Origin of the sequence: Nonomuraea sp. NPDC050394 (assembly GCF_044459065.1) — a bacterium.
In the GTDB taxonomy this organism is placed as follows: domain Bacteria; phylum Actinomycetota; class Actinomycetes; order Streptosporangiales; family Streptosporangiaceae; genus Nonomuraea.
The window spans coordinates 42,484-63,115 of sequence record NZ_JBITIO010000003.1 but is presented as its reverse complement, the minus strand read 5'-3'; the positions used below and the strand labels follow the sequence as shown (position 1 = coordinate 63,115).

The 20,632-nt window shown below is 71.0% G+C and carries 16 protein-coding genes; 9 read left to right on the top strand and 7 right to left on the bottom strand.

The window, feature by feature from the left end; translation table 11 throughout:
• The first annotated feature begins 35 nt into the window (after positions 1 to 35).
• The 4 genes from secD to ACIBKY_RS13345 all read left to right on the top strand — a co-directional run bounded on the left by secD (position 36) and on the right by ACIBKY_RS13345 (position 5,696).
• Complete coding sequence (gene secD / locus ACIBKY_RS13360; RefSeq protein ID WP_397096925.1) at positions 36 to 1,805, top strand: protein translocase subunit SecD; 1,770 nt, start codon at positions 36 to 38, stop codon at positions 1,803 to 1,805.
• 1 nt (position 1,806) lies between these two features.
• A complete protein-coding gene (gene secF / locus ACIBKY_RS13355; RefSeq protein WP_397096924.1) occupies positions 1,807 to 2,808 on the top strand; it encodes a protein translocase subunit SecF in 1,002 nt (333 codons plus the stop codon).
• Between the two features lie 72 nt (positions 2,809 to 2,880).
• Positions 2,881 to 3,378, top strand: coding sequence for an adenine phosphoribosyltransferase (locus tag ACIBKY_RS13350; protein WP_379622493.1), 498 nt, complete (start codon positions 2,881 to 2,883; stop codon positions 3,376 to 3,378).
• 125 nt (positions 3,379 to 3,503) lie between these two features.
• Entirely contained in the window at positions 3,504 to 5,696 is a 2,193-nt protein-coding gene (locus tag ACIBKY_RS13345; protein ID WP_184961847.1) for a bifunctional (p)ppGpp synthetase/guanosine-3',5'-bis(diphosphate) 3'-pyrophosphohydrolase, read from the top strand.
• 252 nt (positions 5,697 to 5,948) lie between these two features.
• On the opposite strand, the gene dinB is transcribed toward ACIBKY_RS13345, so the two are convergent.
• The 4 genes from dinB to ACIBKY_RS13325 form a co-directional block, all read right to left on the bottom strand.
• Positions 5,949 to 7,130: a DNA polymerase IV gene (gene dinB / locus ACIBKY_RS13340; RefSeq protein WP_397096923.1), complete on the bottom strand. Its 1,182-nt coding sequence runs from the start codon at positions 7,128 to 7,130 to the stop codon at positions 5,949 to 5,951.
• A gap of 33 nt (positions 7,131 to 7,163) precedes the next feature.
• Entirely contained in the window at positions 7,164 to 7,574 is a 411-nt protein-coding gene (locus ACIBKY_RS13335; protein ID WP_397096922.1) for a cupin domain-containing protein, read from the bottom strand.
• A gap of 128 nt (positions 7,575 to 7,702) precedes the next feature.
• Positions 7,703 to 8,932 carry a DUF349 domain-containing protein gene (locus ACIBKY_RS13330; RefSeq protein WP_397096921.1) on the bottom strand — a complete coding sequence of 410 codons (1,230 nt, stop codon included), beginning with the start codon at positions 8,930 to 8,932 and terminating at the stop codon, positions 7,703 to 7,705.
• 60 nt (positions 8,933 to 8,992) lie between these two features.
• Positions 8,993 to 9,871 (bottom strand): peptidylprolyl isomerase, encoded by an 879-nt coding sequence (locus tag ACIBKY_RS13325; protein WP_397096920.1) that lies wholly within the window; start codon positions 9,869 to 9,871, stop codon positions 8,993 to 8,995.
• A 139-nt stretch (positions 9,872 to 10,010) separates the two neighbouring features.
• Here ACIBKY_RS13325 and ACIBKY_RS13320 point away from each other — a divergent pair, with 139 nt between their 5' ends.
• From ACIBKY_RS13320 to ACIBKY_RS13305, 4 genes are read left to right on the top strand one after another with little or no spacing between them, the layout of a single operon-like run.
• Positions 10,011 to 10,691: an MBL fold metallo-hydrolase gene (locus tag ACIBKY_RS13320; protein WP_397096919.1), complete on the top strand. Its 681-nt coding sequence runs from the start codon at positions 10,011 to 10,013 to the stop codon at positions 10,689 to 10,691.
• Entirely contained in the window at positions 10,691 to 11,947 is a 1,257-nt protein-coding gene (gene hisS / locus ACIBKY_RS13315) for a histidine--tRNA ligase (protein ID WP_397096918.1), read from the top strand. The genes ACIBKY_RS13320 and hisS overlap by 1 nt, the downstream gene beginning before the upstream one ends.
• On the top strand, positions 11,944 to 13,674 hold the full coding sequence (gene aspS, locus ACIBKY_RS13310; protein WP_397096917.1) for an aspartate--tRNA ligase: 1,731 nt from the start codon (positions 11,944 to 11,946) through the stop codon (positions 13,672 to 13,674). The genes hisS and aspS overlap by 4 nt, the downstream gene beginning before the upstream one ends.
• A gap of 19 nt (positions 13,675 to 13,693) precedes the next feature.
• A complete protein-coding gene (locus tag ACIBKY_RS13305; protein ID WP_397096916.1) occupies positions 13,694 to 16,471 on the top strand; it encodes a DEAD/DEAH box helicase family protein in 2,778 nt (925 codons plus the stop codon).
• A gap of 157 nt (positions 16,472 to 16,628) precedes the next feature.
• Here ACIBKY_RS13305 and ACIBKY_RS13300 read toward each other — a convergent pair whose 3' ends face one another.
• From ACIBKY_RS13300 to ACIBKY_RS13290, 3 genes are all read right to left on the bottom strand, one after another.
• Positions 16,629 to 17,825, bottom strand: a complete 1,197-nt coding sequence (locus ACIBKY_RS13300) for a cytochrome P450 (protein WP_397096915.1) — start codon at positions 17,823 to 17,825, stop codon at positions 16,629 to 16,631.
• 10 nt (positions 17,826 to 17,835) lie between these two features.
• The gene (locus tag ACIBKY_RS13295; protein ID WP_397096914.1) at positions 17,836 to 19,032 is read right to left on the bottom strand and encodes a cytochrome P450; all 1,197 of its coding nucleotides are present in this window, start codon (positions 19,030 to 19,032) and stop codon (positions 17,836 to 17,838) included.
• 77 nt (positions 19,033 to 19,109) lie between these two features.
• Positions 19,110 to 20,009 carry a peptidylprolyl isomerase gene (locus tag ACIBKY_RS13290; protein WP_397096913.1) on the bottom strand — a complete coding sequence of 300 codons (900 nt, stop codon included), beginning with the start codon at positions 20,007 to 20,009 and terminating at the stop codon, positions 19,110 to 19,112.
• A gap of 146 nt (positions 20,010 to 20,155) precedes the next feature.
• Between ACIBKY_RS13290 and ACIBKY_RS13285 the strand changes: the two genes are divergently transcribed.
• A complete protein-coding gene (locus ACIBKY_RS13285; RefSeq protein ID WP_397096912.1) occupies positions 20,156 to 20,605 on the top strand; it encodes a DUF2231 domain-containing protein in 450 nt (149 codons plus the stop codon).
• Positions 20,606 to 20,632 lie beyond the last annotated feature (27 nt).

Below are 20,632 nucleotides of genomic sequence, written 5' to 3'. Positions count from 1 at the left end.
GACAGACACCTCTAATCCGAAAGAACTGACGACCCGTGGCCCGACCGACCAGCCGCCACAGCAATCCGGGGCGCACGCTCCTGATTCTCCTGGCGCTCATCCTCGCCCTGGGCGGGACGATGCTCCTGCAGAAGGCGTTCACGCCCAAGCTGGGCCTCGACCTCGCCGGCGGAACGACGGTGACCCTGTCACCCGTCACGCTCAGCGGCGCGGCTCCCCCCCAGGAGTCGCTCGACCGTGCCGTCAGCATCATCCGTGACCGGGTGAACGGCACAGGCATCTCCGACGCGGAGGTCGCCAAGTCCGGCGACAACATCATCATCTCCGTTCCCGGCAAGGGCCAGGAGGAGGTCATCAAGCTGGTCGGCACCACGGCGGAGCTGCGCTTCCGCCAGGTGCTCGCGGTCGAGGCCGCCGCCCCGGAGCAGCTCAGCACCGAGGCGCCCAAGCCGAGCACCAGCCCGAGCGGCACCGCGAAGCCGAGTGGCTCGCCGTCGGCCAAGGAGCCGAGCGCGAAGCCGTCGGCCAACGCCCCGCAGGAGACCCCCAAGGCCTCGCCGACCGGCAAGGCCCTGTCCTCGGCGCTGACCTCGCCCACGACGCCGACCCCCTCGGCCAAGGACGACAAGAAGAAGGACCAGAAGGCCACCCCGACCCCGTCGGGCTCGCCCTCCGCCCAGCCTTCGCAGCCGCAGCAGGAACAGCAGCCGCAGATCGACACGACCGGCGTCGACCCGGCCGTGCTGAAGCAGTACCAGGCGCTCAACTGCACCGACCCCAAGACCCGCGGCCAGGGCGTGCAGGACGACCCGAAGAAGCAGTTCGCGGCCTGTTCCGACGACGGCACCGCCAAGTACATCCTGGACGTGGCCAAGGTCGTCGGCACCGACATCGACACCGCGTCTTCGGGCGTGCGGCCCGGCAGCACCGACTGGGTCGTCCAGCTCGACTTCAAGAGCGCCGGCGCCACGGAGTGGAGCAAGCTCACCTCCGTCGCGTTCAACTCGCAGGCCCCGCGCAACCAGGTGGCGGTCGTCCTCGACGGCCTGGTCATCACCGCGCCGGTCATCCAGGGCCCGATCCCCGGCGGCCGCGCCGAGATCACCGGCGGCTTCAACCAGAAGACCTCGACCGACCTGGCCGACCAGCTCAAGTACGGCGCGCTGCCGCTGAAGTTCAACCGCAGCTCGGTGGAGACGATCTCCTCGACGCTCGGCTCCGACCAGCTCAGGGGCGGTCTGATCGCCGGCGGCATCGGCCTGGCCCTCGTGGTCCTCTACTGCCTGTTCTACTACCGGGGCCTCGGCCTCGTCGCGGTGCTGAGCCTGGTGATCGCCACGGTGCTCACGTACGAGTCGGTGGTGGTCCTCGGCGCCAACGGAGGCTTCGCCCTCTCGCTGCCGCACATCATCGGCTTGGTGGTATCGATCGGTATCACCGCCGACTCCTTCATCGTGTATTTCGAACGTATCCGTGATGAGATGAAGGAAGGTCGGCGGACGCTTCGTGCGGCCGTCGAGGTGGCCTGGGTCCGTGCCCGGCGCACGATCCTGATCGCCGACGCCGTGATGTTCATCGCCGCGGTCGTGCTGTACTTCCTGGCCGTGGGCGGTGTGGCCGGGTTCGCCTTCGCGATGGGCCTGACCACGCTGATCGACGTGGTCGTGGTGTTCCTGTTCACGAAGCCGTTCATCGCCCTGCTGGCGAGACTGAAGTTCTTCTCCAAGGGGCATCCGCTGTCCGGTCTCGACGCCGAGCGCATGGCGTCCGAGCCCGCCCGCACCAACACCCCGCAGGAGGCCTGACATGGGACTCGGGCGTCGCCTCTACCGTGGCGAGATCGACGTCGACTTCGTCGGCAAGCAGAAGCTCTGGTACTCGCTGTCGGGCCTTCTGCTGGTGTTCTCGATCGCCGGTCTGATCTTCAGCGCGGTGAACACGGGCAGCCCCCTCAACCTGGGCGTTGAGTTCAAGGGCGGATCGGTCTTCTCCTTCAAGGCCCCCGCGGCCGGCATCGACGAGGTCCGCTCGACCTTCACCGACGAGGGCGTGCACCAGGCGATCGTGCAGACGGCCGGCGACCGGTGGCGCGTGACCACCGAGACGCTGCCCGAAGCCAAGGTGACCCAGGTGCAGAACGCCGTCGTCGCCGACTACAAGATCCCGGTCTCGCAGGTGGACATCCAGTCCATCGGCGCCTCCTGGGGCGGCGAGGTGTCGCAGAAGGCCCTGATCGGCCTGGGCGTCTTCATGCTGGCGATCATCCTTTATCTCAGCATGGCGTTCGAGCCGAAGATGGCGCTGGCCGCCATCGTGGCGCTGGTGCACGACCTGGTCATCACCGCGGGCGTCTACGCCTGGTCGGGCTTCGAGGTCACACCGGCGACCGTGCTGGGCTTCCTGACGATCCTCGGATATTCGCTGTACGACGCGGTCGTCGTCTTCGACATGATCAAGGAAGTCACGGCCAAGCTGGGCACCACGTCGAAGAAGACCTACACCCAGGCGGCCAACGACGCGCTGAACCACACGCTGATCCGATCGCTGAACACCTCACTGGTGGCCATCCTTCCGGTGGCGGCGATCCTGTTCATCGGCACCACGCTGCTCGGCGCCGGCACGCTGAAGGACCTGGCGCTGGCCCTGTTCGTCGGCATGGTCGTCGGCACGTACTCCTCGCTGTGCGTCGCCACACCGCTGCTGGTGACGCTCAAGGAGCGCGAGCCGAAGTACCAGGCGATCGCCAGGAGGCTGGCCTCCACCGGCGGCGGCAAGGGCGCCAAGAAGGCGGCCGCGGCCAAGGGCTGACGATTTTCCGGCATGGCCCCCGCTCCGCTTCGACGGGGCGGGGGCTTCGCTTGTCCCACAGGAGGGGATTTCATGAACGAGCTGATCAGGGACGTGCCCGACTATCCCAAGCCGGGTGTGCTGTTCAAGGACATCACACCGCTGCTGGGCGACGCCGACGGGTTCGCGGCCATGGTGGACGAGATCGCCGGGCTGTTCGAGGCGGACAAGATCGTCGGGATCGAGGCGCGGGGCTTCATTCTGGCGGCGCCGGTGGCGTACAAAGCTCATGCCGGGTTCGTGCCAGTCAGAAAGAAGGGCAAACTGCCCGCCGAAACCCTGGAAGAGTCCTACGATCTGGAGTACGGCTCGGCCACCATCGAGGTGCACCGGGACGCCTTCGCGCCGGGTGACCGGGTGCTGATCGTGGACGACGTGCTGGCCACGGGCGGCACCGCCGCGGCCACGGTGGAGCTGGTGCGGCGCGCCGGGGCCGACGTCGTGGGCGTGGCCGTACTGATGGAGCTTGCCTTTCTTGAGGGGCGTGCGCGCCTGCCGGGAGTAGAGGTACGCGCCCTGCTGACCGTCTGAGTTCGCCACCTGGATACACTGGGGGGCCTGGACTCACACGTAAAGGAGTCTGTGTGCCCCGTGATGTGGTCGTGCCCGACGTAACCGAGTCTTCGACGCGTCGGCGGCGGTTTGGGGGTGGGGCCATGAACCCGGTGCTGGAACCCTTGTTCCGGACGGTCAGGGCTACCCATCCCAAGGCTGACCTGCGCCTGATCGAGCGTGCCTACGACGTGGCCGCGTACCATCACCGCGATCAGAAGCGCAAGAGCGGCGACCCCTACATCACGCACCCGCTCGCCGTGGCCACGATCCTGGCCGAGCTCGGCACCGACGACGAGACCCTGTGCGCCGCGCTCCTCCACGACACCGTCGAGGACACCGCCTACGGCCTGGAGGAGCTGCGCGGCGACTTCGGCGACACGATCGGCTCGCTGGTCGACGGCGTCACCAAGCTGGACAAGGTCAAGTTCGGGGACGCCGCGCAGGCCGAGACCGTGCGCAAGATGGTCGTGGCCATGTCGCGCGACATCCGCGTGCTGATCATCAAGCTGGCCGACCGCCTCCACAACATGCGCACGATGCGCTACCTGCCCGAGCACAAGCGGCAGCAGAAGTCCCGCGAGACGCTGGAGATCTTCGCGCCGCTCGCCCACCGCCTGGGCATGAACACGATCAAGTGGGAGCTGGAGGACCTCGCCTTCGCGATGCTCTACCCCAAGCGCTACGACGAGATCGCGCGCATGGTGTCGGAGCGCGCCCCGCGGCGCGACCTGTTCCTGCAGGAGGTCATCGAGAAGGTCTCCGGCGACCTGCGCGAGGCGAAGATCCGCGCGGTGGTCAAGGGCCGGCCCAAGCACTACTACTCCGTCTACCAGAAGATGATCGCCAGGGACGTCGCCTTCGACGACATCTACGACCTGGTGGGCATCCGCGTGCTCGTCGACAGCGTGCGCGACTGCTATGCGGCCCTCGGAACGATCCACGCGCGATGGAACCCGGTGCCCGGCCGGTTCAAGGACTACATCGCGATGCCCAAGTTCAACATGTACCAGTCGCTGCACACCACGGTGATCGGCCCCGAGGGCAAGCCCGTCGAGCTGCAGATCCGCACCCACGCCATGCACCATCGCGCCGAGTACGGCGTGGCCGCCCACTGGAAGTACAAGGAGGAGGTCGGCGCCACCGCCCCGCCCGGCAAGGTCAAGCCGGGCAGCGACATGGCCTGGCTGCGCCAGCTCCTCGACTGGCAGAAGGAGACCTCCGACCCGGGCGAGTTCCTGGAGTCGCTCCGCTTCGACCTGTCGGTCTCCGAGGTCTACGTCTTCACCCCGCGCGGCCAGGTCGTGGCACTGCCCGAGGGCGCGACCCCGGTCGACTTCGCCTACGCCGTCCACACCGAGGTCGGCCACCGATGTATCGGCGCCCGCGTCAACGGCCGCCTCGTGCCGCTGGAGTCGCGGCTGGGCAATGGCGACACCGTCGAGATCTTCACCTCCAAGTCGCCCGACGCCGGCCCCTCGCGCGACTGGCTGAAGTTCGTCAAGTCCGGCCGTGCCCGCAACAAGATCCGGCAGTGGTTCTCCAAGGAACGCCGCGAGACCGCGATCGAGGCCGGCAAGGAGGCCATCGGCCGCGCCATGCGCAAGCAGGGGCTGCCCCTGCAGCGCCTGATGTCCGGCGAGGCGCTGCTGGCCCTGTCACGCGACCTGCGCTACCCCGACGTCTCCGCCCTCTACGCCGCCGTCGGCGAGGGCCACATCGCCGCCCAGTCGGTCGTGCAGAAGCTCGTGGCCTCCATCGGCGGCGTCGAGAGCGCCGAGGAGGACATCGCCGAGACCTCGCTGCCCACCCGGCTCAAGGGCCGCCCGCGCGGCGGCGGTGGCGCCGGCGTGGTCGTGGCGGGCGACGCCGACGTGTGGGTACGCCTGTCCAAATGCTGCACCCCCGTGCCGGGAGACGACATCGTCGGCTTCGTCACCCGCGGCCACGGCGTCTCGGTGCACCGGGCCGACTGCACCAACGTCCAGCAGCTCAAGGAGCAGCCGGACCGGCTCGTCGAGGTCAGCTGGTCGCCCAGCGAGGACTCGGTCTTCCTGGTGGCCATCCAGGTGGAGGCGCTCGACCGGCCCCGCCTGCTGTCCGACGTCACCCGCACGCTGTCCGACCAGCACGTCAACATCCTGTCCGCGTCCGTGACCACGTCGCGGGACCGGGTGGCGATCAGCAAGTTCACCTTCGAGATGGGCGACCCCAAGCACCTGGGGCACGTGCTGAAGGCGGTCCGCAGCATCCAGGGCGTCTTCGACGTCTACCGCGTCAGCGGCGCCGGCAGCTGACCCCTCTCCGGGTACGGCAGGCCGGTGCGTTGGGCCGGAGTCCACACCCGCGACGCCGGAGCCCTGACGCGGAACAGGGCGGGCCCATGAACAGCGCCTGGGCCGGGCGTCGCCCCCGTGGGCGGGAGCCGGCGCGCTCGCGGGGTACTTAGGGCTTCCCAGGGCCGTGCCGAGGGCTTCCCAAGGCCGTGCCGGGGGGCTTCCCAAGGCCGTGCCGGAGGTTTCGGAGGGCAGGGGAGCGGGGCCGTACCTCTAATCGGGCAGGAGGGGGACGGCGGGGCCGTCGTCGCGGCCGAGGAGGACGGCGCGCGTCACGGCGGCGGAGCCGAAGCGCAGGCGGAGCGAGTCGACCGTCGTGTCCAGGGCGCGCGGCTCGTCGAAGGGGAGGGCGAGCTGCAGGGCGGCGGAGTCGCTGAGGTTGGTGAGCGCGAAGCCCAGCAGCGTGATGCCGCGCTCGTCGATCAGGGGCCCGGCGGCGGCCAGGAGGCGGCGGGCGCTCGCCAGCAGGGCCGAGGTCTCGTCGGTGGCCTGCGGGACGGTGTGGGAGCGGGTCACCCGGGTGAAGTCCTCGAAGCGCAGGCGCAGGACCACCGTGCGGGCACAGCGGCCCGCGGCGCGCAGGCGGCGCGAGACGCGGTCGATCAGGCCGACGGTGATGGCGTCGAGCTCCCCTCGGGTGCGCCGGGTGCGGCCCAGAGCGCGCTGGGCGCCGATGGAGCGCCGCCGGCGGCCCGTCCGCACGGGGCGGGGGTCGTGGTTGAGCGCGAGGGCGAGCAGGTGGCGTCCGGCGGCGGGGCCGAGGCGGGCGGTCAGCGTGGACTCCCGCAGGGCGGCCACCTCGCCCACGGTGGTGATGCCCAGCGCGTGGAGTTTGCGGGCGGTGACGGGGCCCACGCCCCACAGGCGTTCGACCGGCAGCGGATGGAGGAAGTCCAGCTCTCGGTCCGGCGGGACGACGAGCAGGCCGTCGGGCTTGGCGACGCCGCTGGCCACCTTGGCCAGGAACTTGGTGCGGGCCACCCCGACGGTGATGGGCAGGCCCACCTGCTCGCGTACGTCGCGGCGGAGCTTGGCGGCGATGTGGCCGGGCGGGCCGGAGATCTCGCGCAGGCCGCCGACGTCGAGGAAGGCCTCGTCGATGGACAGGCCCTCGACCAGCGGCGTGGTGCGCTCGAAGACGTCGAAGACGGCCTTGCTGGCCTCGGAGTAGGCGGACATGCGGGGCTCGACCACGATCGCGCGCGGGCACAGGCGGCGGGCCTGGCCGCCGCTCATCGCGGTGCGCACCCCGCAGGCCTTGGCCTCGTAGCTGGCCGCCAGGACCACGCCGCCGCCGACGATGACCGGACGGCCACGCAGGCGCGGGTCGTCACGCTGCTCGACCGAGGCGTAGAAGGCGTCGAGGTCGGCGTGGAGGATCGTCGCTTCGCTCACGAACACATGTTCGCATGGAAGGCAAGATCAGAGCTACCGCAGGCCGGGCAGGTTGACGACGATGGCCTCCTGGGTGCTGCGGGCGATGACCACGACGGCCTCCCGCGAGGGGTCGGGGTTCTCCTCGCGATGCGGGACGAACGGCGGCACGTAGATGTAGTCACCGGCCTTGGCCTCGATGCGCACCTCCTCCCCGCCGTCGGGGTCGAGGAAGACGAAGCACGGAGTGCCGCTGACGACGAAGATGGCGGTCTCGGACTCGCCGTGGTGGTGGTCGGCCGAGGCCGTGGACGGGGCGACGTGCGTCTGCCCCATCCACAGGCGGCTGGAGCCCACGGAGGCGCCGCTGATGGCGGCCAGGCGGCGCATGCCCCCGGTCTGCGCGGTGTCGGCCGTCAGCAGGCCGGGGGCGATGTGGTGGAGCTTGCGGTGGAAGGCGTCCATGGCGGCCACCTTCCCACGCGGTCGGACCTCGACCCCGCCGCGCAGGCGGACGGCCCCGGTTGGGGAGCGGCTCGGGGAGCGCGCGAAACGCCGGCCGGAAGTGACCGGCCGGCGTTTCGTCGTGGCGATCAGCTGAACTCGGCGAGCGTGCGCTCGGCCTCCTCCAGCCAGGAACGGCGTGCCGTCAGGGCCTCCTCGGCCTCCTTGACGTCCTTGGCCCGGCCGGCGGCCTCGGCCTTGGCCAGGCGCTTCTCCAGCTGCTCGATGGAGGTGCGGAGCTGGTCGACGGTGCTCTGCGCACGGGCGCGGGCCTCGGGGTTGGAGCGCTTCCACTCCGCGTCCTCGGCCTTGCGCACGGCCTCGTCGATCTTGCGCAGCCCGCCTTCCAGCCGGTCGCGCTGCTCGCGCGGCACGGGACCGACGGCCTCCCAGCGCTCCAGCATGTGGCGCAGCGCGCCGCGGGCGGCCCGCGCGTCGGTGACCGGGAGGATCTTCTCGGCCTCGACGAGCAGCACCTCCTTGGCCTCCGCGTTGGCGGCCAGCGACGCGTCCCGCTCGGCGAAGACCGCGGAACGGGCCTGGAAGAACACGTCCTGCGCGGCCTTGAAGCGGGCCCACAGCTCGTCCTCGGCGTCGCGGGAGGCCCGTCCGGCCGCCTTCCAGCGCTGCATCAGCTCGCGGTAGACCGAGGCGGTGGGGCCCCAGTCGGTGGACTCCGCCAGCGCCTCGGCCTCGGCGACGATGCGCTCCTTCTCGGCGCGCACGCCTTCGCGCTGCTCGTCGAGCCCGGCGAAGTAGGTCTTGCGGCGCTTGGCGAAGGCCGTACGGGCCGCGGAGAGCCGCTTCCACAGGCCGGCCTCGGTGGCGCGGTCGATGCGGTCGGCGGCCTTCCACTCCTCGACGAGCTGGCGAAGCCGCTCGCCGCCGGACTTCCAGTGGGTGGTCTCCTCGGCGATGCGCTCGGCCTCGGCGACGATGCGCTCCTTGACCGCCTTGGCCTCCACGCGCGCGTGCTCGCGGGCGGCCTTGACCTCCTCGCGGCGGTGCGCGACCAGCTCCGACAGCCCGTCGAGGCGGGCCGTCAGCGCGGCCAGGTCGCCGATGGCGTGGGCGTCGGCGACGGCCTCGCGCAGCTTGACGATGCTGGCCTCGGCCTGGGCCGGCGCCAGGTCGGTGCCCTTGAGCCGCTGCTCCAGCAGCTGCACCTGCCCGGCCAGCTCGTCGTACTTGCGATGGAAGTAGGCCAGCGCTTCCTCGGGTTCACCGGCCTGCCAGGAGCCGACGGCCCGCTCTCCCTCAGCCGTACGCACGTAGACGGTGCCGTCGTCGTCTACCCGGCCCCACGGGTCGGTGCTCACCGTGTCCTCCCGCACTTTCCATCAGACCCTTCGGGACTACCCGTCCCTAGTTGTATTACGTCAGCTCTTGCCAGAGATTGTCACGTCTTTGAGTTGGAGGGTTTCCTTGGGCGCTCCCGTTCCGTCCGGACCCGGCGTGATAACGCCCGCCTTGTTCACCTTGTCGAGAATGTCGAGCCCCTTGGTGATCGTACCGACTGGCGTGTAATCCGGGGTGAGTCCGATGTCGCCATATACCAGGAAGAACTGGCTGCCGGTCGACCCGGGCGCGCTCGTCTTGGCCATGGCCATCACCCCGCGCTTGTAGGCGGCGCCCTGGAGGTTCTCCTCGGCCATCACGTAGCCGGGGCCGCCCATGCCGTCGGTCTGGCTCTTACCGTCGGCCTTGGCCGTCGGGTCGCCGCACTGCAGCATCGGGAACTTCTCGTTGCCCAGCCGGTGGCACTTGCTGCCGTCGTAGTAGTTCTTCTTCGCCAGGAACTCCAGCGAGTTGACGGTGCACGGCGCCTTGGCGTTGTTCAGCTCCACCTGGATGTCGCCCAGGTTCGTGGCGAACGTCAGCGTCCTGGTCGCCGGCTTCACGCTCGCCTTGGCCGGGGGCATGCCGACATCCTTCACGTTCCCATTCTTGTCAGCCACATAGCCGCACTTGCCGGTCTTCGGGTCGAACGGCGCGGCCGCCGCGACCTGACTCGGCGAGGTGCTCGGCTGGGCCGAGTCGGAAGCCGACGGCGTGGGCGAGGCCGCCGCCTCCGTGCCTGGCTCCCCGTTGAACAGGGCCACGGCGGCGACGATGCCGCCGACCACTACGACGACGCCTATGCTGGAGCCGATGATCGCAGTGCGCTTGTTACGCTGCTCGCGCTCGATGCGGCGCTGCATCTGCCGCTCGTAGTGCTCACGAGCCAGCTGCTTCTGCCGGTCCTTCCCCGTGGCCACCGCTTTGCCTCCCATAGTCAATCAACTGAGGTGGGCGAATCGTATCGGCCAAAGGGCAATGGTTCGCAGCCCGGCGACCCGCACCGGTACCCTTCGGTTACATTCCCATTGGCTTTTTCAACGAGATCAGCTGAGGCAGATGCTCATCGCAGGGTTCCCCGCAGGGGCCTTCCAGACCAACTGTTACGTCGTCGCGCCCGCCGCCGGCGAGGAATGTGTGATCGTCGACCCTGGTCAGGACGCCGTGGACGGCGTAGACGAGCTGCTGCGCGAGCACCGGCTGAAGCCGGTCGCCGTCGTGCTGACCCACGGGCACCTCGACCACGTCTGGTCCGTGGCCCCGGTGTGCGGCGCGCGTGACATTCCCGCGTGGATCCACCCGGAAGACCGCGATCTGCTGAGCGATCCCGCCAAAGGGTGGTCCGATACCTCCGCGCAGCTGTTCGGCGGCATCACGCTGAGCGAGCCGGACGAGGTGAAGGAGCTGTCCGACGGCGCCGTGCTGAAGCTCGCGGGACTCGAGCTCGTCGTGGACCACACCCCCGGCCATACCAGGGGGTCGGTGAGCTTCCGGCTGCCCGAGGACGAGATCATGTTCTCCGGTGACCTGCTGTTCGCCGGCTCCATCGGCCGCACCGACCTGCCGGGCGGCGACTATCCGACGATCCTGCGCAGCCTGGCCGCCAAGTGCCTGCCGCTGCCTGATGAGACGATCGTCCTGCCGGGCCACGGACCACAGACCACGATCGGCCGCGAGCGCGCCACCAATCCTTACCTCAAGGAAGCAGCGCCGCACGCCGGTCCCACACGAGGGATCTAATGAGCTTCCAAGCACCAAAGGGCGTCAAGGAGTACGTTCCTCCGCAGGCCTCGACGTTCTACGCCATCCGCCAGGCGTTCGCGGAGACCGCCAGGCGCGCCGGCTACTCCTACCTGGAGACCGCGGTCTTCGAGGACACCCAGCTGTTCGCCCGCGGCGTCGGCGAGTCCACCGACGTCGTCAGCAAGGAGATGTACACCTTCACCGACCGCGGCGGCCGCTCGCTCACGTTGCGCCCGGAGTTCACCGCCGGAGTGCTGCGCGCGGTCCTGGAGTACGGCCTGCACCGCGGGCAGCTGCCGGTCAAGGTCTGGACCGGTGGCCCGGTCTTCCGCGCCGAGGCGCCCCAGGAGGGCCGCTACCGGCAGTTCTACCAGCTCGACCTCGAGGCCGTCGGCAGCGAGGACCCGGCCGTCGACGCCGAGACCATCGCGCTGGCCTGGCAGTGGTACACCGCGCTCGGCCTGACCCAGGTCCGCCTGCTGCTCAACTCGCTGGGCTGCTCCGAGTGCCGCCCCCTCTACCGCACCCGCCTGCAGGACTTCCTGCGCGGCCTCGACCTCGACGAGGCCACCAGGGCCCGGATCGAGATCAACCCGCTGCGCGTGCTCGACGACCGGCGGCCCGAGGTGCGCGAGCAGCTCGAGGACGCGCCGCTCATCGGCGACCACCTGTGCGGCGACTGCAAGGCCTACCACGACCGCGTCAAGCAGCACCTGGCCGACCTGGACATCCCGTGGCAGGACGACCCCAGGATGGTGCGCGGCCTCGACTACTACACCCGCACCACCTTCGAGTTCGACCACCCGCTGCTGGGCGCGCAGTCCGGCATCGGCGGCGGCGGCCGCTACGACGGCCTGTCGGAGGCCATCGGCGGGCCGCGGCTGCCCGGCATCGGCTTCGGGCTCGGCCTGGACCGCACCGTCATCGCCCTCGGCCGTGAGGGCATCGAGCTCGCCACCCCGGCGCGCTGCGAGGTGTACGGTGTGGCGCTGGGCGAGGAGGCCGCCCGGACCATGTTCAAGCTCCTCGGCGACCTGCGCGCGGCGGGCGTCGCCGCCGACATGTCCTTCGGCGGCAAGGGGCTCAAGGGTGCGATGAAGGGCGCGGACCGATCCGGCGCCCGTTTCGCGCTGATCCTGGGTGAGCGTGACCTGGCGGCGCAAGCCGTACAACTGAAAGACCTGACCACCGCTGAGCAGACCGAGGTGCCGTTGGCCCAGGTCGTGGACGTTCTGAAGGGGAAAGTGCAGTGATCCGCACGCATAAGGCCGGGGAGCTCCGCAAGGAGCACGCCGGGCAGCAGGTGACGCTCGCAGGATGGGTGGCCCGGCGCCGCGACCACGGCGGCGTGGTCTTCATCGACCTGCGTGACGCCTCCGGCTCTGCCCAGGTGGTCTTCCGCGAGGAGGACCACGCCCACGACCTGCGCGCCGAGTACTGCGTGAAGGTGGTCGGCGAGGTACGCGTGCGGCCCGAGGGCAACGCCAACCCCGAACTGCCCACCGGCGACATCGAGGTCGTCGCCACCCAGGTCGAGGTGCTCAGCGAGTCGGCGCCGCTGCCCTTCCCCATCGAGGGCAGCACCGGGGTGTCGGAGGAGGCGCGGCTGAAGTACCGCTACCTCGACATCCGCCGCCAGCAGGTCGGCAACGCCATGCGGGTGCGCTCCAAGGCCACCTTCCTGGCCAACCAGGTCATGGACGAGCTCGGCTTCGTCTACGTCGAGACGCCCACGCTGACCCGCTCCACGCCCGAGGGCGCCCGCGACTTCCTGGTGCCGGTGCGACTGCAGCCGTCCAACTGGTACGCGCTGCCGCAGTCGCCCCAGCTGTTCAAGCAGCTCCTGCAGGTGGCCGGGCTGGAGCGCTACTACCAGCTGGCCAAGTGCTACCGCGACGAGGACCTGCGCGCCGACCGGCAGCCGGAGTTCACCCAGATCGACATCGAGATGTCCTTCGTCGACCAGGAGGACGTCATCGCCGTCGGCGAGGCGCTGATCGGCCGCGTGTGGAAGGAGATCCTCGGCTACGAGATCCCCACCCCGCTGCCGCGGATGACCTACGCCGACGCGATGGCCCGCTACGGCTCCGACAAGCCCGACCTGCGCTTCGGCCAGGAGCTCGTCGATGTCACCGCGTACTTCAAGGACACCACGTTCCGCGTCTTCCAGGCCGACTACGTGGGCGCGGTCGTCATGCCGGGCGGCGCCTCCCAGACCCGCAAGGAGCTCGACGGCTGGCAGGACTGGGCCAAGTCGCGCGGCGCCAGGGGCCTGGCCTACGTGCTGGTGCAGGAGGACGGCACGCTCGGCGGCCCGGTGGCGAAGAACCTCTCCGCGCAGGAGCTCGACGGGCTCGCCGCCTTCGTCAAGGCGGCCCCCGGCGACGCGATCTTCTTCGCCGCCGGGGCCCGCAACTCCTCGCGCGACCTGCTGGGCGCCGCCCGCCTGGAGATCGGCCGCCGCTGCGACCTCATCGACCGGTCGCAGTGGGCCTTCCTCTGGGTCGTCGACGCCCCCATGTTCGAGGAGGACGGCGAGGGCGGCTGGACCGCGGTCCACCACCCCTTCACCGGCCCCAAGCCGGAGTACGCCGCCGACTTCCAGGACAAGCCGGGCGAAGCCCTGGCCTACGCCTACGACATGGTCTGCAACGGCATGGAGATCGGCGGCGGCTCGATCCGTATCCACCGGGCCGAGATGCAGCAGCGCGTCTTCGACGTGCTCGGCATCTCCAAGGAGGAGGCCGAGAGCAAGTTCGGCTTCCTGCTCGACGCCTTCCAGTACGGCCCGCCCCCGCACGGCGGCATCGCCTACGGCTGGGACCGCATCTGCATGCTGCTGGCCGGTGGCGAGTCGATCCGCGACGTGATCGCCTTCCCCAAGACGGCCTCCGGCTTCGACCCGCTGACCGGCGCCCCGACCGCCATCACGGCCGAGCAGCGCAAGGAAGCCGGCGTCGACGCCAAGCCCAAGGAGTAGCCGCGAGCGTGAGGTCCGCGTGAGATATGCCGATCTCGCCGTCCCCAAGCCGCTGCGCCGCCACCAGCGACAGGCCCTGAACGAGCTGGAGGCGGCGTTCGCGGCCGGACGGCGCCGGGCCTGGGTCGTGTTACCGCCCGGCACCGGTAAGACGCTCACGGGCCTGGAGGCGGCCAGGAGGCTGGGCGCCCCGATCGTGGCCTTCGGCCCCAACACCGCCATCCAGGGCCAGTGGCTGGCCGAGTGGCGTGCCTTCGGCGAGAAGGCGCGCGCCGGCACCTCGCGCCTGCTCGGCGAGGACGTCACCGTCCTGACCTACCAGGCGCTGGCCAGCTTCGACCCCGACGCCGAGATCGACGAGGAGGGCGGACGGCGGCCCTCCCACCTGGACCGGCTGCGCCCGGCGGGCCGCGAGCTGGTGGACCGCCTGGCCGCGCTCGGCCGGGTGACGCTGCTGCTCGACGAGTGCCACCACCTGCTCGACACCTGGGGCGAGCTGCTGGCCGAGGTCCTGCGGCGGCTGCCGGAGGCCACCGTGATCGGGCTGACCGCCACTCCGCCCGACCGGCTCACTCCGGCGCAGGCCGAGCTGGTCGAGGAGCTGTTCGGGCCGGTGGTGCGCGGTCCTTCGATCCCGGCCGTGGTCCGCGAGGGCCACCTGGCCCCGTACGCGGAGCTGGCGTGGCTGACCTGCCCGACCGCGCACGAGCAGGCGTGGCTGGCCGCCGAGGCAGAGCGCTTCGCCGAGCTCATCACCGACCTGCTCGACCCCGGCTTCGCCACCGTGGGCTTCCTGCAGTGGCTCGACCGCCGCCTCGTCCACCGCGGCGACGACGCGATGACCTGGCAGCGGCTCGAACGCCGCGAGCCCGCGCTGGCCGCCGCCGCCCTGCGCCTGCACCACGCCGGGCTGCTGCCGCTGCCGGAAGGCGCCCGCGTCCGTGAGGAGCACCGCCACCGGCCCACGGCCGGCGACTGGGTCTGCCTGCTCGACGACTACGTGCGCCGCTGCCTGCGGCGGGGCGGCGAGCCCGCGGACGCGGCGGCCGTCGAGGCGATCCGGCTGGCGCTGCCGTCGATCGGCTACCAGCTGACGGCGCGTGGCGTGCGGGCCGGCCGTACCCCGGTCGACCGGGTCGTGGCGCGCAGCGAGGCCAAGACGGTGGCGGTGGCGGAGATCCTGGCCGCCGAGCACGCCGCGCTGGGGGAGCGGATGCGCGCGCTGGTGCTGTGCGACCACGAGCGGGCCACCGCCACGCTGCCCGCGCGCCTGACGGGCGTGCTGGACGAGCAGGCCGGGTCGGCCAGGCTGGTGCTGGAGACGCTGGCCGCCGACCCGCGTACCGCGCGGCTGCACCCCATGCTCGTCACCGGCCGCACGGTCGCCGCCCCGGCCGCGACGGCCGCGGCCTTCGTCGCGTTCTGCGCGGGTACGGCCCGCCTGGACGCGATCGCGCCCGGCGCGCAGGGCGTGGTCGAGGTGACCGGCTCCTGGAACAGCCGCGACTGGGTCGCCCTCGCCACCCGCTTCCTGGAGTCCGGCGGCTGCTCGGTCCTGGTCGGCACCCGGGCGATGCTCGGCGAGGGCTGGGACGCCAAGGGCGTCAACACGGTCGTCGACCTCACCGAGGCCACGACGGCCGGCGCGGTCGTGCAGATGCGCGGGCGCGGGCTGCGCGCGGACCCGGCGTGGCCGGAGAAGGTGGCCAACACCTGGTCCGTGGTGTGCGTCAGCGCCGAGCACCCCAAGGGGTCGGCCGACTGGGAGCGGTTCGTCCGCAAGCACGACGGCTACTTCGGGCTGACCGACTCCGGGACGATCGCCGCCGGGGTCGCGCACGTGCATCCCGAGCTGTCGCCCTACGCGCCGCCTCCGGTGTCCGGCTTCGACCGGTTCAACGTCTCGATGCTGGAACGGGCGGCCGATCGGGCCAGGGTGCGGGAGTTGTGGCGGGTCGGCTCGCCGTATGAGGACCTGCCGGTGCACAGCCTGCGCGTCGAGCCCGCCCGCGCCGCCGCCCGCCCCGCGGTGAGCCGTCCCGACCCGCCGCGCGCGGTGCCCGCCGAGCGCGGCATCAGCCCGCGCCCCCGTCTGGATCGCCGCCCGCACCTGCTCGCGGGCGCCGCCGGGTGGGTCGCGGGCACCGCCGCCTGGCTCGCCGCGGGGTTCGCCGAGGCGCCCGCCGTCCTGGTCGCCGACGCGTTGCCGCTGGCGCTCCCCGGCGGGCTGCCGCTCGGCGCCGCCGCCTTCCTCCTGGTACGGCGCGCCCGCCGCGCCACCGCGGGACAGGCGGCGCTGCGCGAGGTGGCGGAGCTGTTCGACCTGCCCGCGATCGCCTGCGCCGTGGCCGACGCCCTGCACGCGGCCGGGCGGGTGCCCGAGGGCGCGCGGGCGGTGCACGTGGAGCCGGACGGCGCCGGCGCCTACTGGATCGAGCTGCGCGGCGTCCCCGAGGCGGCCTCGCGGCGCTTCAGCCTCGCGCTGGACGAGGTGCTGACCGCGCCGGTCGCGCCGCGCTACCTGGTGCCCCGGTACCTGGTCGAGCCGGGACGCCGGCAGGGGCGGGCGCTCATGGCGGGCCGCCCGGAGCCGAACGCGGTCGTCCACCACGCGGTGCCCGAGGCCCTCGGCGAGCGCAGGAAGGACGCGCAGGCGTTCGCGAAGGCGTGGAACCGCTGGGTCAGCCTCGGCGAGCCGGTCTACACGCGCTCGCCGGAAGGGGCGGGGATCCTGGCCGCGCAGGCGGGCGGCTCGCCACTGGACGTCGCCACCGCCCTGCGCGTCACCTGGCGCTGAGCATGGCCCGGTGCCGGGCACGGTTCTGCGCCGGGCACGCTTCTGTGCCGGGCACGCTTCTGTGCCGGGCACGCTTCTGTGCCGGGCACGGTCCGGCGACTGGGTACGGCCTCGCCCGCCGCTGCCCCCGATCGGCGGGCGGTAGCCGTACCGGCGATCAGAAGCGGACGGGAAGGCGCGACAGGCCCCGCACCACCGAGCCCGGCGGCCGCCACGCCAGCTCCTCCTCCGCGCAGTCCAGCGCGAGGCCGGGCAGGCGGGCCAGCAGCGTGCCGATGGCGATCCGCCCCTCCAGGCGGGCCAGCGGCGCGCCCAGGCAGAAGTGGATGCCGTGGCCGAAGGCGAGGTGGCGGTTGTCGCGGCGGGTGATGTCGAGCTCCCGCGGCGAGGAGACGGCGGCGGGGTCGCGGCCCGCGGCGCCCAGCGAGATGTGCACCATCGCGCCGCGCGGCACCGCGACCCCGGCGATCTCCATGTCCTCGGCGGCGAAGCGGGGAGTGGAGCGCTCGACCGGCCCGTCGAAGCGCAGGAGCTCCTCGATCGCGTCCGGCAGCAGCTCCGGCTCGCCGCGCAGCAGCGCGAGCTGGTCGGGGTCGCGCAGCAGGGCCAGCATGCCGTTGCCGATGAGGTTGACCGTCGTCTCGTGCCCGGCGATCAGCAGCAGCGTGAGCGTGGACAGCAGCTCGCGCTCGTCCAGGTCGCCGCCGTTGGCCAGGGCGCTGACCAGGTCCTCGCGCGGATCGGCGCGCCGCTGGGCGACCAGGCGCGCGAAGTAGGCGTGCGTGTCGCGGGCCGCCTGCTGCCGCACCCTGGTGCCCTCGGGGTCGAAGCTGGGGTTGACCAGCCGCCCCGACCATTCGCGAAACAGCTCGCGGTCCTCGGCGGGCACGCCGAGCAGCTCGCAGATGACGATGATCGGCAGCGGGAAGGCGAACTCGCCGATCAGCTCCGCGCTGCCGTTCATCTCCATGGCGTCGATGAGCTCGTCGGTGATCTCCTGGACGCGCGGGCGCAGGGCCTCGACCCGCCGCGGCGTGAAGTCCCTGGAGACCACGCGGCGCAGGCGGGTGTGCTCGGGCGGGTCGACCTGGAGCATGTTCGACTGGAACAGCAGGTCGTTGGTGTCGGCGAGCTTGCGGAAGTAGTCGCCGAAGACCGTGATGTCCTTCGACAGCCTGGGGTCGTTGAGCGCGGCGCGCCCGACTTCGTGGTCGATGATCAGGAAGGCGTCCATCCCGGGAGGGAAGTCGATCGGGTGGACGGGACCCCCGGCGCGCAGGGCGTCGTAGGCGGAGTAGGGGTCGCGGTTGAAGTCGGGAGCGAACAGGAACTCGAACGGTAGTTTCTCCGGCACGGAGATCACCCTAGAACGCCACGGGCAGGGCGGAAAGCGAGCGCAGGATCGAGCCGCTCAGCCGCCAGGAGAGCTCGTCCTCGCGGCAGCCGAGCCGCAGGTCCGGCAGGCGCTCCAGCAGCATGGCGAAGGCGACCTGGGCTTCCAGGCGGGCCAGTGGCGCGCCCAGGCAGAAGTGGATGCCGTGGCCGAAGGAGACGTGCCGGGTGTCCGGGCGGGCCACGTCGAGCCCGTCGGGGTGCGCGTTGGCCAGCGGGTCGCGGCCGGCGGCGCCGATGGAGACGTGGACGAAGGCGCCCTTGCCGATCGGCGTTCCGGCGATCTCCAGGTCCTCGACGGCGATCCTGAACGTGCCGCGCTCCACGGGCGCGTCGAAGCGCAGGAACTCCTCCACGGCGTTCGGCACCAGTTCGGGACGGCTCTTGAGCAGCGCGAACTGCTCCGGGTCGCGCAGCAGGGCCAGGGTGCCGTTGCCGATGAGGTTGACGGTCGTCTCGTGGCCGGCGATCAGCAGCAGCGCCAGCGTGGACAGCAGTTCCCTGTCGTCGAGCTCGGGGCTGGTGACGAGCACGCTGACCAGGTCGTCGCCGGGGCCGGCGCGGCGCTCGGCGATCAGGTCGGCGAAGTAGGCGCGCAGCGACTCGGTGGCCCGCGTCCGCCTGGCCTGCTGCTCCTCGTCGATCGCGGGATCGACCAGCGCGCCCGACCATTCGCGGAACAGCTCGCGGTCCTCGACCGGTACGCCCATCAGCTCGCAGATGACGACGATCGGCAGCGGGAAGGCGAAGTCGGAGATGAGCTCGGCCCGGCCCCGTCCCTCGATCCCGTCGAGGAGCTCGCCGGTGATCTGCTCGATCCTGGGCCGCAGCAGCTCGATGCGGCGCGGGGTGAAGGCCCGCTGAACGACCTTGCGCAGCCGTGTGTGGTCGGGAGGATCCGACATGAGCATGTTGTCGGCGAGGATCGGCTCGCTGACGCGGACCGCGTCGCGAAACCACTCCGGGCCGCTGTCGATGTTCTTGGACAGCCGCGGGTCGGCCAGCGCCGCCCGGCCGTGCTCGTAGTCGACCACCACGTACGCCTCGGCGCCCGGCGGGAAGTCCACCCGGTGGATCGGGCCCTTGGCGCGCAGCTCCGCGTACATCGGGTACGGGTTCGCGCTGAACTCGGGAGAGAAGAAGAACTCGAAAGGCAGGTTCTCTGGCATACGGCCACTCCTTTGGGTCCAGATCCACTCTGGCTCCGCGGAAGCGGCCGATCAGCCGCTTGTGACGGGAATCACCATCACTTGGTGGACATCTTGACATCCTTGATGATGAAGGGGTTCTTCGGCGCCGTGGAGCCGCCGTCACCCGTGATGTCGTCCGGGTTGACGATGAAGCCCTCCTTCGACGCCTTGTCGATGATCTCGAGGCCGCTGGTCACCGTCCCGAGGATCGAGTAGGCCGGGTCGAGCTGCGTGTTCTCGTCCGACATCGAGATGGCGAACTGGCTGGAGTTCTGCCCCTGGGCGTCGGTGGGCTGGGTCAGGAAGACCACGCCGCGGGTGTACGGCATGGCCCCGGCGGCCTCGTCGCCGTAGACGTAGCCCGCGGTGCCCTGGCCGTCGGTGGGGTTCTTGCCGTCGGCCTTGGCCAGCGCGTCACCGCACTGCAGCAGGAACAGGCCCGAGTTCTCCGGCACGACCAGGCGGTGGCACTTGGTGTTGTCGTAGAAGTTCTTCTTGGCCAGGAAGTTCATGGAGTTGACCGTGCACGGGGTGAACTTCGGGTCCACCTGGATCACGATGTCGCCGCGGTTCGTGACCACGGTCATCGTCTTGATCTTCAAGGAGTCGCCCGGCTTCTTGGGCGGGAACCCGACGAACTTCTTCGGGACGTCCTGGGTGTCCTTGGTGTACGTGCAGCTGATCGGGCCGGTCTTCGGCGTCATCGACGGCTCGGGCTCCGAGGAGGCGCTGGACGACGGGGACGGCGAGGACGTCGCCGCGACCTTCTTGGCGTCGTCATCGCCCCCGCCGAGGAGGGTGGTGGCGGCGATGACGCCGCCGGCGACCAGGACCAGGGCCACACCGCCGCCGATGAGGGTGTTACGCCTGCCCTTGGCGTTTTCCCCAGCAGCACGCCGCGCCTGCCGCTCCTTGTGCTCTCGCGCCAGCTCGCTCTGGCGGTCGTCGCCGCTCACGGATATGTCCTCCATCTTTGCCGACACATGACCAAACAACTTCGCGAATGCTACCGGCCTCCCTTATGTGGTGTACGTAAGTGGCGGAAGGGACGGGAACCAGGTCCTTGCCTCATACGTAGGTGAAATGAGAACGGAGTGCTGCCATGTTCAACGAGATCCTCGGGCTCCCCGCCCATCCCCTGATCATCCACTTCGCCGTGGTGCTGACGCCGCTGCTCGTGGCCGTTTCCGTGGTCTACGCCGCGGTCTCGCGCTGGCGGCCGCAACTGGCCTGGGCGGTGGTGGCCCTGTCGGTGCTGGCGCCCGGCGCGGTCTTCGCGGCCCGGCAGAGCGGCATGGCGCTGAAGGAGGCCCGGTTCGCCACCGCCGACGGCGACCTGGGCCGGCGCATCGCCACCCACGAGAGCTTCGCCACCCCGCTGCTGCTGTCCACGCTGGCCCTCGGCGTCCTTTCGTTGCTGCTGGTCTTCGCCGCCCGCAACAAGACCGTGGGGCTGGTCCTTTCCGCGCTCACGGTCGTGGCGGCGCTCGTGGCCGCGTACTACGTGTTCCGCGCCGGTGACTCGGGAGCGAGAGCGGTGTGGACCCTGTAGTCTCGATTTGTGGATAGCCTGTTCGAT